Here is a 13935-nt window from a genome sequence, read left to right on the forward strand (position 1 = left end):
TTTAATAATGTCTGTTCTTACATTTCGGAAGGGTAGGGGGTTAACGCGCGATATCGCGTTGGTACTGATGGGGTGTCATGCCATAAATGCGCTTAAAGCGGCGATTAAAATGGCTGAGGTCGGAAAATCCGTAGCGCAAAGCGACCTCCGTCAGGGAAGCGCCGAGGTCTAGTGCGGAGCGGGCCGCGTTGATCCGGCAATTAATCACGTACTGATGTGGCGTGATGCCATAATGCTGACGAAACAGACGCAAGAAATGGTACTTCGATAGATGCGCCGTTTGGCTGATGTCATCAAGAGAAATATCCGAGTCCAAATGGGCGTGGATATACTCTTTCGCCAAGCCTAACAGCGCATCGGGACGAGTGGTTACTTGGTGGGGTTGAGAAATACCACCAAGTTGCACGGTCCGTCCAATCACCTGATAAAGCGCATTCTCCTGGTCAATACAGCTACCGGCGTGAGCAGTGACTAAGCGCGCCAGCTCCAAGATAGCGTTGCGTAACTGAACATCCTGAATAAGCGTGCTGTTTGAGCGAAAGTCAGCGGTGTTGTCGCGACCAAGGGCATCCGCAAACAGAGCGTTAACCTGTTCGGGGTGCGCATATACCATCAGGTAATCCAGCGCGTGCTCGCCGCCCGATTGGCCGTCGTGAACCTCCTCTGGATTAAACAGAATAACGTTGCCCGGAGGGCTACGGTGATACCGCCCACCACTGAAGAAATCCTGGCGCCCCGCCAACGTTACCCCGAAGGCATACTCCTCGTGGGCATGGCGGTCGTAGCTGAAATCCTCAATGGCCGCATGCAGCACCGTCAGCGTTGGCACATGCTGGCTTTTAATGAATTGAAACCGGCTTGCGTTACTCATGCCGCCCCTCCTGATTGGTCACAACACTAGCTTATGCCAGCACCGCTGCTGAATGCTTGTACATAATTGCTAATCAATGATGGGAGAACTGTGGGAGAGTAAGTGAGATAACCGTTACCGACTCAAAAGCATTTGGCTCGCTAGCAAAGCGAAACCGGTTTCTTCAATAGCCACGCTGGCGGTCGATGACACCAACCATCTCGCGGCCTGCCTGATGCCGGGCAATATTATCCAGCAGCATCATCACAGCACTTTCCGGTTGGGTCATGCTGGCCACATGGGGAGTCAAAAGAACGCGAGGGTGTTGCCACAAGGGGTGCTCTGCGGGAGGCGGTTCGGGCGCGAATACATCCAGCACGGCGGCGGACAACTGGCCACTCTCCAGGGCGGAAAGCAAATCGTGGTCAATTAGGTGAGCGCCGCGCCCGACATTGACCAATGAAGCGCCGTGGGGCAATTGGGCAAAAAGCTCAGCATTGAGGATGCCTCGGGTGTGGTCGGTCAGCGGTAACAAGCAGACCAGGATATCGCAGCCAGCGAGAAAATCCGCCAGCGCTTCCTCCCCCGCATAACACTGCACGCCAGGCAGCTCGCGAGGAGTGCGGCTCCAGCCACGGCAGTTAAACCCTAGCCTCACCAAGTGTTGCGCCACTGCAGCGCCAAGCTGGCCAAGGCCCAATATACCCACGCAGCGTTGCGAGGCTGGACGAACACGCCGTGTTTTCCAAACACTCTCGCGCTGCTGAGCGATATAGCTCAGTAAATCGCGATGCAGCCCAAGCACTGCCATTGCAACATACTCCTGCATGGTGGCGACGATGCCGGGTTCCTGCATGCGTACCAGCGGTACATGGCGGGGTATAGCGTCCAGGTCGAACTGATCGACGCCAGCGCCGAGCGAAAAGATCACCTCTAGATTATTGAATCGTTCCAGATCATTGATCGGCGCCCAGGTGCCAAGATAGCGAACCTTTGCGGGGTCTTCGTACGCAGGCCAGTGGTGAAACGCCATGTCCGGCGCGTGCAGGGCGAACTGGCGCTCCCACTCCTGGCCCCGCTCTGGGTCGGCGTTATAAACAAAACTCATAAAAGTTCTCCCATCAGCCCAGTGCCTGGTTGGCAAGGGCATAACGTTTTGCCGGCCCGACTCTGTGAAGCGCGCTGCCCCAGGTCATTTGAGGGATGCGATCGACCTCGGTGACGCCGCTCGCGTTAAGCCAAGCAGCCAAGTCTGAATCCAAAGTGTCGAGCCTTACGAAGCTGCCTGCACGGCGGTTTAGCCAGCCCTCAATCAGGCATCTTGCAGCGTCATGCTCTTTCGCTATGACTGGCCCGATAACGTACCCACGTCCAAATTCACGACAAAATGCGGTGCCGATTAACTGACCATCCGCCTGCTCTAGCACCAGTGCTTCACCGTGTGCCAACAGGCTAAACAGCAGTGCCTTGCGTGGGCTGCCAATGGCCTGCTCATCTAAGGCAATCAGTGCCTCGTAGTCGGTCGCTTGGTAGCTTCGCAAAAGGGTGTGGGGCGGCAGAGGGTAAGGCGCATGACCAGAACCCGAGTCGGCAACCCGCCCTTGGCACTGGTGCACCCAAGCGGTTTCAGTAAAGCCCAGCGAGCGGTAAAGATCAGCCCCAGCTTGGGTGGCATGCAGTTCGATGCGCGGTGCGGATATCCCATTCAGCAACGCCTCCATCATCCTTCGGCCTAATCCTTGACGCTTGTAGGCTGGCGATACGATTACCAAGCCCAGTGTCGCCAGCCGGGTGTCGAACGACCAATGCATCCCGGTAGCGATGAGTGAATCATTGTTGACGCCTGCGATCCCCGTACCAAGTGCCAGCAGCCGTTGCCAATCGCAATACCGATGGGGCCAGCCCACGGCGCTAGAGAGCTTTACTGCCTGGTCGAGGTGGCGGTTTTCCAGCGGAAGAAATTCAATCTTCATGCGGGTGCCTGCTTACGTGCCAGTACCAATAGCAACACCAGCGCGAAGGAAGCCGCTGTCAACAAGGTGCTGATAGCGGCGATGGTCGGGTCGATCTCGTCGCGCAGGGCAGTGAACATGCGTACGGTCAAGGGTTGGTTCTGCCCCCGCGAAATGAAGAGCGCTACCATGGTTTCGTCCAAGGCCTGGATGAAGGCAAAGATCGCGCCGGTCAACACACTAGGCATTATTTGCGGCAGAGTAACGCTCATGAAACTGCGGAAGCGATTCATGCCAAGGCTTCTGGCGACCATCTCCTGGGTTTGATCGAAACCGTGCAGGCCTGCGGTTACGGCGGTAATCACATAGGGCAGCGCTAGCATCACATCCGCCATGATCAAGCCGGGGATGGTGTAAAGCATTCCCGAGAGGGCGTAAATGAAGAACACACCGGTCGCGACGATAATGATCGGCACGATCAAGGGCAGCAAAAGAACAATCTTCAGGTAGCGCATTAGCCTATGTGTCGAGTTATTGATGGCATAAGCGGCCGCCACGCCGATCGGCGTGGCAATTAATGCGGTGGAAAACGCCACGATCAGACTGGTTTTCGCAGCAGACATCCACCCCGGATTATTGAAGAAAGTCTCATACCAACGAAATGAGTAGCTGCTGGGCGGAAAGGAGAGGAAGCGACTGTCCGAGAACGACATGGGTACTACGATCAGCAGGGGCAGGATCAAAAAAATCAGCACCACCACCACATAGCCAATGAAGCTTATTCGACTCAAGGATAATTTAATCATTTTGCACCGAGTATCTTCTCAAGGGGAACGAGGCGGCTCACCACATAGAAAATGATCAGCACACAGATAAGCAGCACGACACTGACGGCACTAGCTGCTCCCCAGTCGCTATAAAGTTGGATGTTACGGCTGACCAGCATGGATGCCATGACCGTGCGTCCTCCACCAACCAGCTCAGGGGTGATATAGAAGCCGAGGCACAACACGAACACCAGTGTCATACCGGCCAACACGCCGCTGAGGGAGAGCGGAAAAAACACGCGCGTGAAAACGTGCAGCGGGCTGCCGCCAAGACTCGCGCCAGCCTGTATCAAGTCTTTAGGGATTTTCTGCATGGTGGCGTAGAGCGGCAAGACCATAAACGGTAACAGGATATGCACTGTGGCGATGATCGTACCGAGCTCGTTATGCACCAGCGCTAGCGGTGCATCAATGAGGCCGATGCCCATCAGCGATTCGTTAACCACCCCTGAGCGTTGTAGCAGAATTAGCCATGCATAGGCTCTCACCAGCACGCTGGTCCAGAACGGCAGAATAACCAGTGCCAGCACCAGCATCGACCAACGCCGCGGTAATATTGAGGTGGCGTAGGCAATGGGGTAGCCCATCAGCAGAGCCAGCAGCGTAACAATGAAGCTGATGCGGAATGTGACCCAGAACGTATTCCAGTAAATCCTTTCTGTGAGGATTCGCTGGTAGTGCTCCAGCGTGAAGCCATCGGCATAAAACGATTGACCGATCAACCAACCAAGGGGAATCAGGAGCAGTACGAAAACCACCAGCACAGCGGGGGACATTAAAAGTAGCATGAGCGCATGCTCTCGCCGTCGATAGCCCAGTGAAGCATCCCGATTACTGGCGGGGGGAAAATGGTCGTGTACAACGGTCGCTTTCAAAGGATGACTCCTATTGGGAAAATCGACGAGCGTTGCCGTATCCCGATGGCGAGATACGGCATCGGCACACTTATCGCTGCATGAAATCCAGCCAACGACGCTCAGCTTCCTCACCCGCTGAGGAGGCCCACCACTCGTATGACATCAACACCTGACGCTCGGCGTTTTCAGGAAAGCTTGGCAGTTCTCTGGCCCGATCATCAGGAATTTTGCCAGTATCGAAGGCGGCCGGATTGCCGGGGCCGTAGTCGATGTGCAAGGGCAAGTTGGCCTGATACTCGGGGTCGATAGCCGCGTTGATGAACTCGACGGCAGTCTCCAGGTTGGGGGCACCCTCAATAATGCAAAGATGCGTGTTCTGCAGAACGCCATCGTTATAGGTAAACTCAGCATTGGCGCCTTCGTTGATAATGGCACTGACTCGACCATTCCATATCATCAACATATCCACTTCGCCGTCGTAGAGCAGCTGCGCTGACTGCCCGCCGGAGGTCCACCAGGTGGTGATATGCGGTTTGATCTCCTCAAGCTTTTCGAAGGCTCGGTCAACATCCAGCGGATAGAGCTCTTCGCGCGCAACGCCATCCGCCATTAAGGCGGCTTCAAGCGTCCCTAGCGGGTGGTTGCGCAAGGCACGATTGCCGGGAAACTCCTCAACATTCCAGAAGTCTTCCCAGCTTTGCGGCGGATTACCATCGAAGGCGTCGGGATTGTAGGCCAATACGCTAGAGTAGAATTCATAAGCCACGGAGTAGGGCGTCTTATACTCTTCTGGCATTGATTCAGCGTTAGGAATCTGGCTGAAGTCGAGTTCCTCTATCAGCCCTTGATTGCCGCCCCGCACACAGTTCAACGGCGGGGTATCGACCACATCCCATACGGCTTGGCCGGTGGTGCCTTGAGTCCTGATCATTGGCCAGGCGTCGGGGGCGCTCTCTTGATTAATGGTGATGCCCAGCGCTTCGGCAACCGGGTCGAGAATGGCGATTGTTTGCGCTTCCTGATACGCCCCGCCCTGTGAAACGAAGGTGATTTGTCCATCTGCCAAGCTATCATCTGCGCCGACAGTACCTGCGGCGACTACCGAGAAACCAAGCAAGTATTTAAAGCAGTTAGTATCTTTCATCGTGCGATCTCCAACTGAGTAAATGCTTCCGACGCCAAATCAGCGCCCGATTGCATCAAGGAACTGGTAGTAACCTGCCACCAGTCGAATACCGACTTCACGTAGAGGATAAAACGGGACGGCCTTGAGGCGATCCGCGGCGAGCAGCGCCACGTCAGGGCTTTCACCCATAGCGTAGTCAGCCGCCAACCGCCCAAGTAAAGTCGACATGGCCACGCCGGCACCGTTGTAACCGGCGGCGTAGCAAATTCGCTCATCGAACCTGCCCACATGAGGCAGGGCATCTAGCGTCATGCCCACATGCCCAGACCAGCGATAGGCAATGCCGATATCGGCGAGCTCTGGAAAGAGCGACACCATGGCTTTCTGGAGAGAGTCGAACGCCGCCTGAGAGTCATGTTTGCCGAACGCCCCTCGTCCCCCAAATACGATCCGTCCATCGACCTTGCGAAACCAGCGCATCATCCTGCGGGTTTCGCCATAGCTTCTTTCCTTGACCATCAGGCGCGCCTGCAGCGCCTCCGGCAGGGGTTCAGTAGTAATAATCGAACTTCTAAACGGCACTAGGCGAGACTTGATAGGCGCACTGACGGGAGTGATGTCCGAATAAGCATTGGTTGCCAGAATCACCTGTCGCGCTTTGATCTCGCCATCTGGCGTTGCGATAAGTACACCATCATCCAATCGACGCATGCGGGTGGCCGGTGTTCGCTCAAAGACCAGCTCGCCATGGCGCCGATTAATCCCTTCCGCCAGGCCACGCACGTAGTCGAGCGGGTGCAACGTGCCGACACCAAGTCCTAGAACCCCACCTGTAAATCCATGCGACCCGGTCTCTTCGGCGACCTCGCCAGCGGAAAGGCAGCGCAGCGAGTCATCGCCCATTTCCCGGCGCATCCACTCGGCTTCTTCGGTAATCACTTTCAGCGCCTTGGCGGTATGGGCGCAGCGCAGGTTACCGCAGCGGATGAAGCGGGCATCCTGCAGGCGATACGCCTGAATCAGTGTTTCCACCTCATCTACGGCTTCATGACAGAGCCGGTGCATGGCATTGGTGACCGACATGCCATGGGCCTGGGCGATACTGGGAAACGATAGCCGGAACTTTGCCGAGACCACGCCGCCGTTGCGTCCGCTTGCCCCCCAGCCAATCGGGTTGGCATCTACCACGATCGCTTGGACGCCCCTTTCTGCTAACCGGTGGGCCGCTGCCAATCCCGTATAGCCACCCCCGATGATGGCGACATCAACGGTTTTATCGTTGGCAAGACGCGCAAAATTAGCAGTGGTATTTGCCGTATCACGCCAAAGCGAAGCAATCTGGGAGTTAGGCTGCGGCCCACTCATGTCACACCTTCTCTACGGCGTCTGCCAACGCCTTAAGTGTGGGGAAATGAAAGTCAGGCGTGGTGAGTTGTTTTGGCTCCGGCGTTCCGCCGAACCCCGTTTGACCCTGGCGACGCTCAATCCAGCAGGTGGTGTAACCCAGCTCTTGGGCAATGCCGATGTCATGGTGCTGGCTTTGAGCAACGTGCAGAATTTCCGAAAACTTATAGCCGTGAGCTGCCTGGCGACCGCGGTTGTAAGCAAAGAATTGCGGGTTGGGTTTGGCCACCCCGGTCTCGTCGCAGGTCACACTATCGTCGAAAGGATCGTCGAGGGTATGTGAGTAGCAAGAAAACGCAGTGCGATCAGCATTGGTCATGGCGACCAAGCGATAGTGTTTACGCAGGCGCTTCAGTGCCGCCACAGAGTCTTCAAAGGCTGGCCAATGAAACACCGCCAACTGAAAAGTATCGGCTGATGCCGTGTCGACAGGCAGCGTTAACTCCTCAGCCAAAGAGCGGTAGACATCCGCCATGGCACTGCTTGAACGCCCCGGGTAGCGATCCCGCCCGCGCTTATAAGCGTCAAAAATAGTGTTGTCGTCCAGATCCTGAGCCGCAGCTCCACCAATACGACGGATCGCCTCCAGTACCCCTTTTTCGAAATCGATCAGCGTGCCCACGACATCAAATGTCAGAACTTTAAAATTGGAAAGTTCCATGATCGGCTATGACTCCTGTTTTTACTTCGCGATTGTGTCAGGCAACGTTGGTCGCCGGAGTGGAGCATCCCGCACGAGGCACGACGATGGTGTCCTCTGGATGCAGTACCACGCTCAGGTTCTCGCCGAGCGGTGGAATCTGTTGCCTTGCGGCGTGATGGCTGGGTTGACGCATGCTGATGGAGGTACCGTCTTCCAGTTCGAGGAACAACCGAAGGCTGTCGCCCTGGTACACAGCTTCGATGACCCGGCAGGTCAGGCGATTAACATCGGGTGCATGGCTGCCGTCGTCGATCAGCAATTTTTCGGTCTGGATGGCTAGCAGCAGATCCGCATGAGGAGCGATTGGCTTGGCGGAGAGCAGTGTTTGAATGCCGAGCTTTACCTTGTGCTCATCGATACGCGTCACCGGCAGTAGGGTGGAGTCACCGATAAAGCTGGCCACAAAGGAGTCTTTAGGGTTGTTATGCAGCGTCTCTGGGGCGCCGATTTGTACCAGCTCACCATCTTTAAGAATCGCCACTCTGTCGCTCATGGTCAGCGCTTCTCGCTGATCGTGGGTGACATAAACGACGGTGGCCCCCAGCTTGCGATGCAAGCGACGCAGTTCAATCTGCATCGTCTCGCGTAACTGTTTATCCAGCGCCGATAGGGGCTCGTCCATCAGAATCAGCCGTGGCTCGAACACAATCGCCCTGGCAAGAGCGACGCGTTGCCGTTGACCGCCCGATAATTGTGAAACGCCACGCTCCTGATAGCCATCCAACTCCACCATCGCCAGGGCCTGTTTCACCCGCTCCGGCCAGGTTGACTTGGGTAGGCGACGAGCCCGCAGGGGAAAGGCGACGTTTTCGCCAACACTCATATGAGGGAAGAGCGCGTAACTCTGAAAGACGATGCCGATGTTGCGTTTGTGGGGTGGCATGTAGGTCATGTCTTGATCACCGACCCATACCGACCCTGAAGAGGGCATCACGAAACCACCTAAGGCACCAAGAAGAGTCGTTTTTCCAGAGCCCGAGGGGCCTAGTAGCGATACGAATTCACCCGGCTCAATATTTAAAGTTATGTCCTTCAAGGCTACCGTATCACCATAACGCTTACAGATTGAGCGTATGGAGACACCAACGCTATCTCGTTCATCCATAGGGTTTATCGCCTTTTATGGTTGTAACGTCTTCGGTTGTCATTGAGTACAGCAGATAAGAAGTCAGGGAACAATTGCGAAATTCTTGGCATTAGCATAACTTCAAGTTATGCCTACATTGCGCCGACAACTACCCAGCGCCAACGCTCTGTTTGTTTTTGAGTCAGCAGCCCGCTGCGGTAACTTCACTAAAGCCGCCGAAGAGCTGGGGGTTACCCAGCCGGCGGTCAGCCGCATGCTTGCGCTTCTGGAAGAGTATCTGGAGGTCAAACTGTTCTTGCGGACGCCTGGTAAAACCGAGCTCACAGAGAGTGGCGTCATACTTTACCAAGGCGTGGTCGACGGCTTTCGTAATATCGAAGCGGCGATTCATGAAATCCGCGCCCGCAGCACCGGGCTTGAAACGGTAACGCTATCGGTTTCTACCGCCTTCACCACCCACTGGCTCATGCCGCGCATGCACAAGCTGCAGGCGCAGCTACCCAACATTGATCTACGTTTTCAGTTGATCTCGGGCTCGGTAAGTGGCTCAGTCGAAGATGTTGATTTGGGGATACGCTTCGTCACGGGTGAAGACATCCTGCATGATGCCTCACTGTTATTGCCGGAAATACTCGTGCCGGTGTGCAGCCCTGCTTATCGTAAACAGCAACTCGAGTCACCCAACAACGACATTGCCACCACCCTCATCAGCCTGAGCGACAGCCGGGTAGACTGGTTCGAGCTTCTGCCCAATTTCCATCTGCAGGCTTATGGAACGACTCACTCGTTGGTATTTTCAGATTATGCGGTAGTGCTCCAAGCGGCACTGCTTGGACAGGGCATCGCCATAGGCTGGCTGAACATTGCGTCACACTGGCTGGAGACCGGCTCATTAGTGCCCGCCACGCCCACAGCCATTGCCACAGAACGGCTTTGCCACCTGGTTCACTCACGCAAAAAGCCGCTGAGCCAAGCAGCCAAGCAAGTGCGCGATTGGATAATTGAAGAAACCCGCCATGACGTTGCGAATGTGGCGAAGCAGTATCCAGAGTTGAATATTAATACGCTGTTGGCTAAGAGCTTCTAGTGATGAAGTTCGTTTTCATGCTGCACTTAATAGTTGAATTCAGGCCGTCACTGACCACGGCTCTCAAGCAATCCTAGATTTCGCAGTGCAGAGTCATCCATTATTCTTTTATGAATAAGTGTCGAGTTCGACGTCTAGTAAGCCTTACGCCTGGGCATCGGCCTGGGGCAGTAGTAGGGCAGACTGCCATCAGCAACCTTAAAAAGGATCACTCACTATGTTTACCGGCCTAAGCGCATTTCCGCTAACTCCCATGAACGAGCAGGGCATTCACGAGAATGAGTTTTCCCGTTTAGTAATGGGTCTAGCGGAAGCACGAGTGGACTCCATCGGCGTGCTGGGCTCAACCGGCAATTACGCCTATTTAAATGCGGAGGAGCGTGCGCGCGTGGCCAAGCTATGCGTTGAGCATGCAGGCCCTGTGCCGGTGGTGGTAGGAATCGGTGCGCTGCGCACGCGGGATGTGCTTGTTAATGCTGAAAATGCCCAGCAAGCTGGGGCGAGTGGTGTGCTGCTGGCGCCGGTGTCTTATCAAAAACTGACCGATGATGAGGTTTATACTCTTTATGAAACGGTCTGCAGTTCGCTAAGTGTGCCGTTATGCGTGTATGACAACCCAGGCACCACCCACTTTGAGTTTAGCGATGAACTGCATGGGCGTATCGCCCAGTTGCCTCAGGTTCGCTCCATTAAAATCCCTCCAGTGCAGGACGATATTGCCGTGGCTAAAGAGCGCGTGGCACGGCTGCGAGTGGTAATCCCCAACGACGTTACTATCGGCATTAGCGGCGACCCTGCAGCCGCCACTGGGCTACTTGCTGGTTGTAATGCCTGGTACTCGGTCATCGGTGGGCTCTACCCTGAAACCGCGCTTGCACTTACTCGCGCTGCCCAAGCAGGCGATGTGCAACAAGCCAACGCGCTATCTGTCGCGCTTGAGCCGCTGTGGGCGCTTTACCGTGAACACGGCGGCAGTCTGCGGGTAGCGGCCACCATCGCGGAACTCACCGGGAAAGTCAGCCAGCCCTGTTTGCCGCAGCCGCTAAAAACACTGCAAGGCGATGCGCGCAAAAGAGTGGGGGCTGTTATTGAAGCGCTTTCGTTAAGTTGAAGGCACGGCGCCCACCCCTTTTCTTCCACCGGTGGTCAATACACGACGCCCCTTCAACTGCAGGTCCATACTCATTAGTGGATCTCCAGTGAATGGATTTGCGACTCGGCAAGCTGAAAAGCGTGGTCAAGTTGCACCGGGCTGCCGGGGAAGTTGCCGGACACCGTGGCGGTAACCACCATCTTGTTGCCTTGTTGGGAAAAACTGACCGGCTCGACGCTATACTCAATCTTGTCACGGGTGGCGCGCATCCAAGCTTGAATAGCGGTGTGCCCGCGATGCGTCTCTCCTTCGTCAAACACACAGGCATCTTGAGTGAAGCAATCCGCAATGTGGGAGGCATCCGCACCGTTGCTGATGCTGAAGTAAGTAGTGATCGCGTCTGGCAGTGACAAGCTCATGATGGTCATCTCTCGTAAGTTAATGTGAGAGAATATTCTGCCTAGACTGACGCGTTATCAAGAACGCACAAAAAGGTAAGTGGCTTACCCATGAGAAAGATTTATACGCCCACTACCGCCGCAGGCGATGTGGAAAATGTATTAAAAATGCTGGAAGGGCGCTGGAAGCTCATTATTCTCTTTCATCTCTTCGATGGAAAAGTGCAGCGCTACTCCGATTTCGGAAAACTCATCCCCGATATCTCCCAGAAAATGCTCGCCCAACAGCTGCGCCAACTGGAAGCGGATGGCATCGTGGCCCGAAAGGTCTATCCCCAGGTGCCGCCGAAAGTGGAGTACCGCCTGACCGAATGGGGGCAAACGCTCTGCCCGGCGCTGGATGCCTTGCTGAAATGGGCAGAGCAGAAAGACCACTTCAACGACCCTGCCGAGCAGAACGAACAAGACGATGCCGCCGCCCTCTGAGAGCCGACTAATGCACTACCGCACCATGACCATCAACGACTATGACGCCGCCATTGCCCTGTGGAGCGAAAGTGAAGGCGTGCGGCTGCGCGATGCCGATTAACGCTTCAGTGAAGCTTGCGGGGGTGGGTCTCAATGGCACCTATTCTTAGCCACCCACACGCCTTCCCTGGCTCTAAAGATGTCACTCAATTTTCACTGACATATATGGCTGACGAAAGTGGAAACTGGAGGTTGCCTTGCTAGAGCCTCAGGGCAAATGACCATCAGTTTTTTTGCCAATGCGGCATCACTGACCGGGATGGCACACAAGGTGCCCGCTTGAATCTCCTCTTCGACGCAAGCTGCCAGCACCAGTGATACGCCAAGGCCAGCTTTGACAGCCTGTTTAACCGCTTCGGTACTGCCCAGTTGCATTGAAACCTTCGGAAACGGCCCTCTTTCGCCAAAGAAATTTGCCAGCAACCGGCCAGTACCTGTTCCGGGTTCACCACCAAGCAAGCTCATTCCGGCAAGGGTTTCCCGGTCTATTTCATGCCAGCCCGCATAGGGGTGATCTGGTCGGGTAATTAAAACCACGGGTTCCTGTCGCCAATCCATTGCCTGGAAGCCAGGTTTTGGGTGCCACCACTCCATCACCGCAATATCCAGCTCGCCGCTGGTCAATTGTCTGGCAATGTTTGGATTGTTATCAATCACTAGGTCCAGCTCAGGTACCGCCGGAATGTTCTTGAACGTGCTCACGTAGGGCTGGAGCATGTAAATACCGATGTTAGAACTTGCCCCTACGCGTAAACGCGTACCGCTAACGACTTCTCGGGCACGCTCGTCCAGTTGCAACATACTAAGCGCTAGAGGCATAAGCGCCAGGGCTGCTTTGGTGGGCTCGCATCCCGTTTTACTGCGGCGTATCAACAGGGCACCTAGCTGCTCTTCGAGCTTTTGAATGTGCTGTGAAAGCGTGGGTTGTGCGATACCGAGAGCTTGGGCGGCGGCCTGAAAACGTCGATGCTGAACCAGTGTGGTAAAACTTTTCAGCCAGACCAAGTTCAGCATGGAGTTGTCTCAGTGATAGTGGGCAAATTAGCCGCATCCTGAGGGCGTTCTCCTTGTAACGCTTGCAGAATGTTGTCGGCAGCACGCTGTTCAATCATCAGCCGCACATCCTGGACGGCAGAGCCAATGTGTGCCGTGAATAGCGTGTTGGGATGTGCTCGCAAAGTGGGGCAAATCTCTTGCGGACGATCCTCTCGAGCCCAATCTTCCATTTCAAAAACATCCGCTGCGTAGCCGCCCAACTGCCCAGACTCCAATGCTTCCAAAACGGCAGCTTCCTGCACTACAGAACCCCGGCATGGGTTGATCAAATAGGCGCCTGGTTTCATCAGGGCCAAGCGCGCAGCGTTCATGGTATGCAGGGTTTGTTTATTGAGCGGCAGGGCCAAAATGACAATGTCGGCTTGCCCGAGCAGCTCTTCAAGCGACTTGCGCGCCACGCCAAGCGTTTCCTCCTCAGCAGCGGGCAAGGCATCTGGCTGAGAATACAGTAAGGTGGCCCCCCAGCCTTTGAGCCGTGTTGCCACAGACTTGCCGATGGGCCCCATGCCGACGATACCCACAGTGGCGTCTGCAATCCCAAGCCCATAGAACGTTGGCTGCCACCCCCTGAACTGGCCAGAACGAACATACTCGTCGGCTGCCCGAACATGTCGGATTAGGCTAATGGTTAGCCCTATGGTGAGCTCAGCCGTTGGCACTGTCAGCAAATCCGGTACGAAGGTCAGCCAAACGCCATGACGCGTACAGGCCTCCACATCGAAATTATCGTATCCCTTCAAGGCGGCGCCAATGACTTTCAGCTTGGGGCAGCCAGCTAGAAATTCCTCGCTGACCCGATCCGGCATAAACACCATCATGCCATCTGCGGTTGCCGCGCGGGCCTTTACCTCGGCGGCGGGCAAGGTAGTGTCTGACTGGTTGGTGATTAATTCACAGCTCTGTTCCAGCCTTTCCAGCACACTGTTATGTACCCGGTGGGTAATGAAAACCCTTGGTTTCATTTGAT

Annotated in this window: 15 protein-coding genes; 3 read left to right on the forward strand and 12 right to left on the reverse strand. The window is 55.4% G+C overall.

Annotation, left to right across the window (positions count from 1 at the left end):
• Positions 1–40 precede the first annotated feature (40 nt).
• The 9 genes from MLE19_RS07530 to MLE19_RS07570 form a co-directional block, all read right to left on the reverse strand.
• Positions 41–871, reverse strand: a complete 831-nt coding sequence (locus MLE19_RS07530) for a helix-turn-helix transcriptional regulator (protein ID WP_240717566.1) — start codon at positions 869–871, stop codon at positions 41–43.
• A 163-nt stretch (positions 872–1034) separates the two neighbouring features.
• Positions 1035–1958 carry a 2-hydroxyacid dehydrogenase gene (locus tag MLE19_RS07535; protein ID WP_240717568.1) on the reverse strand — a complete coding sequence of 308 codons (924 nt, stop codon included), beginning with the start codon at positions 1956–1958 and terminating at the stop codon, positions 1035–1037.
• A gap of 13 nt (positions 1959–1971) precedes the next feature.
• Positions 1972–2823, reverse strand: coding sequence for a GNAT family N-acetyltransferase (locus MLE19_RS07540; protein WP_240717569.1), 852 nt, complete (start codon positions 2821–2823; stop codon positions 1972–1974).
• Positions 2820–3593 (reverse strand): ABC transporter permease, encoded by a 774-nt coding sequence (locus MLE19_RS07545; protein ID WP_240717571.1) that lies wholly within the window; start codon positions 3591–3593, stop codon positions 2820–2822. Before MLE19_RS07545 ends, MLE19_RS07540 begins: the two co-directional genes overlap by 4 nt.
• A gap of 11 nt (positions 3594–3604) precedes the next feature.
• On the reverse strand, positions 3605–4504 hold the full coding sequence (locus tag MLE19_RS07550) for an ABC transporter permease (protein ID WP_240717573.1): 900 nt from the start codon (positions 4502–4504) through the stop codon (positions 3605–3607).
• Positions 4505–4574: 70 nt separating this feature from the next.
• Positions 4575–5630, reverse strand: a complete 1056-nt coding sequence (locus MLE19_RS07555; RefSeq protein ID WP_240717575.1) for an ABC transporter substrate-binding protein — start codon at positions 5628–5630, stop codon at positions 4575–4577.
• A gap of 39 nt (positions 5631–5669) precedes the next feature.
• Positions 5670–6977: an NAD(P)/FAD-dependent oxidoreductase gene (locus MLE19_RS07560; protein ID WP_240717576.1), complete on the reverse strand. Its 1308-nt coding sequence runs from the start codon at positions 6975–6977 to the stop codon at positions 5670–5672.
• Between the two features lies 1 nt (position 6978).
• Entirely contained in the window at positions 6979–7677 is a 699-nt protein-coding gene (locus tag MLE19_RS07565; RefSeq protein WP_240717577.1) for an HAD-IA family hydrolase, read from the reverse strand.
• Positions 7678–7714: 37 nt separating this feature from the next.
• Positions 7715–8824 (reverse strand): ABC transporter ATP-binding protein, encoded by a 1110-nt coding sequence (locus MLE19_RS07570; protein ID WP_240717578.1) that lies wholly within the window; start codon positions 8822–8824, stop codon positions 7715–7717.
• Positions 8825–8933: 109 nt separating this feature from the next.
• Between MLE19_RS07570 and MLE19_RS07575 the strand changes: the two genes are divergently transcribed.
• Positions 8934–9893, forward strand: coding sequence for a LysR substrate-binding domain-containing protein (locus MLE19_RS07575; protein ID WP_240717579.1), 960 nt, complete (start codon positions 8934–8936; stop codon positions 9891–9893).
• A gap of 217 nt (positions 9894–10110) precedes the next feature.
• The gene (locus tag MLE19_RS07580; RefSeq protein WP_240717580.1) at positions 10111–11004 is read left to right on the forward strand and encodes a dihydrodipicolinate synthase family protein; all 894 of its coding nucleotides are present in this window, start codon (positions 10111–10113) and stop codon (positions 11002–11004) included.
• A gap of 74 nt (positions 11005–11078) precedes the next feature.
• Here the strand turns inward: MLE19_RS07580 and MLE19_RS07585 are convergent, their stop codons facing one another.
• Positions 11079–11405: a nuclear transport factor 2 family protein gene (locus MLE19_RS07585; protein ID WP_240717581.1), complete on the reverse strand. Its 327-nt coding sequence runs from the start codon at positions 11403–11405 to the stop codon at positions 11079–11081.
• A 90-nt stretch (positions 11406–11495) separates the two neighbouring features.
• On the opposite strand from MLE19_RS07585, the gene MLE19_RS07590 reads away from it, so the two are divergent.
• Positions 11496–11870, forward strand: coding sequence for a winged helix-turn-helix transcriptional regulator (locus MLE19_RS07590; RefSeq protein ID WP_008958761.1), 375 nt, complete (start codon positions 11496–11498; stop codon positions 11868–11870).
• 195 nt (positions 11871–12065) lie between these two features.
• Here MLE19_RS07590 and MLE19_RS07595 read toward each other — a convergent pair whose 3' ends face one another.
• On the reverse strand, positions 12066–12926 hold the full coding sequence (locus MLE19_RS07595; protein ID WP_240717582.1) for a LysR family transcriptional regulator: 861 nt from the start codon (positions 12924–12926) through the stop codon (positions 12066–12068).
• Complete coding sequence (locus MLE19_RS07600) at positions 12920–13930, reverse strand: phosphonate dehydrogenase (RefSeq protein WP_240717584.1); 1011 nt, start codon at positions 13928–13930, stop codon at positions 12920–12922. Before MLE19_RS07600 ends, MLE19_RS07595 begins: the two co-directional genes overlap by 7 nt.
• Positions 13931–13935 lie beyond the last annotated feature (5 nt).

The organism is Vreelandella neptunia, from assembly GCF_022489065.1.
Taxonomy (GTDB): Bacteria; Pseudomonadota; Gammaproteobacteria; order Pseudomonadales; family Halomonadaceae; genus Vreelandella; species Vreelandella neptunia_A.

Coding starts and splice junctions, on each gene's coding strand:
- MLE19_RS07530 (WP_240717566.1), bottom strand. CDS start 871: ATGAGTAACGCAAGCCGGTTTCAATTCATTAAAAGCCAGCATGTGCCA.
- MLE19_RS07535 (WP_240717568.1), bottom strand. CDS start 1,958: ATGAGTTTTGTTTATAACGCCGACCCAGAGCGGGGCCAGGAGTGGGAG.
- MLE19_RS07540 (WP_240717569.1), bottom strand. CDS start 2,823: ATGAAGATTGAATTTCTTCCGCTGGAAAACCGCCACCTCGACCAGGCA.
- MLE19_RS07555 (WP_240717575.1), bottom strand. CDS start 5,630: ATGAAAGATACTAACTGCTTTAAATACTTGCTTGGTTTCTCGGTAGTC.
- MLE19_RS07560 (WP_240717576.1), bottom strand. CDS start 6,977: ATGAGTGGGCCGCAGCCTAACTCCCAGATTGCTTCGCTTTGGCGTGAT.
- MLE19_RS07565 (WP_240717577.1), bottom strand. CDS start 7,677: ATGGAACTTTCCAATTTTAAAGTTCTGACATTTGATGTCGTGGGCACG.
- MLE19_RS07570 (WP_240717578.1), bottom strand. CDS start 8,824: ATGGATGAACGAGATAGCGTTGGTGTCTCCATACGCTCAATCTGTAAG.
- MLE19_RS07575 (WP_240717579.1), top strand. CDS start 8,934: ATGCCTACATTGCGCCGACAACTACCCAGCGCCAACGCTCTGTTTGTT.
- MLE19_RS07580 (WP_240717580.1), top strand. CDS start 10,111: ATGTTTACCGGCCTAAGCGCATTTCCGCTAACTCCCATGAACGAGCAG.
- MLE19_RS07585 (WP_240717581.1), bottom strand. CDS start 11,405: ATGAGCTTGTCACTGCCAGACGCGATCACTACTTACTTCAGCATCAGC.
- MLE19_RS07590 (WP_008958761.1), top strand. CDS start 11,496: ATGAGAAAGATTTATACGCCCACTACCGCCGCAGGCGATGTGGAAAAT.
- MLE19_RS07595 (WP_240717582.1), bottom strand. CDS start 12,926: ATGCTGAACTTGGTCTGGCTGAAAAGTTTTACCACACTGGTTCAGCAT.
- MLE19_RS07600 (WP_240717584.1), bottom strand. CDS start 13,930: ATGAAACCAAGGGTTTTCATTACCCACCGGGTACATAACAGTGTGCTG.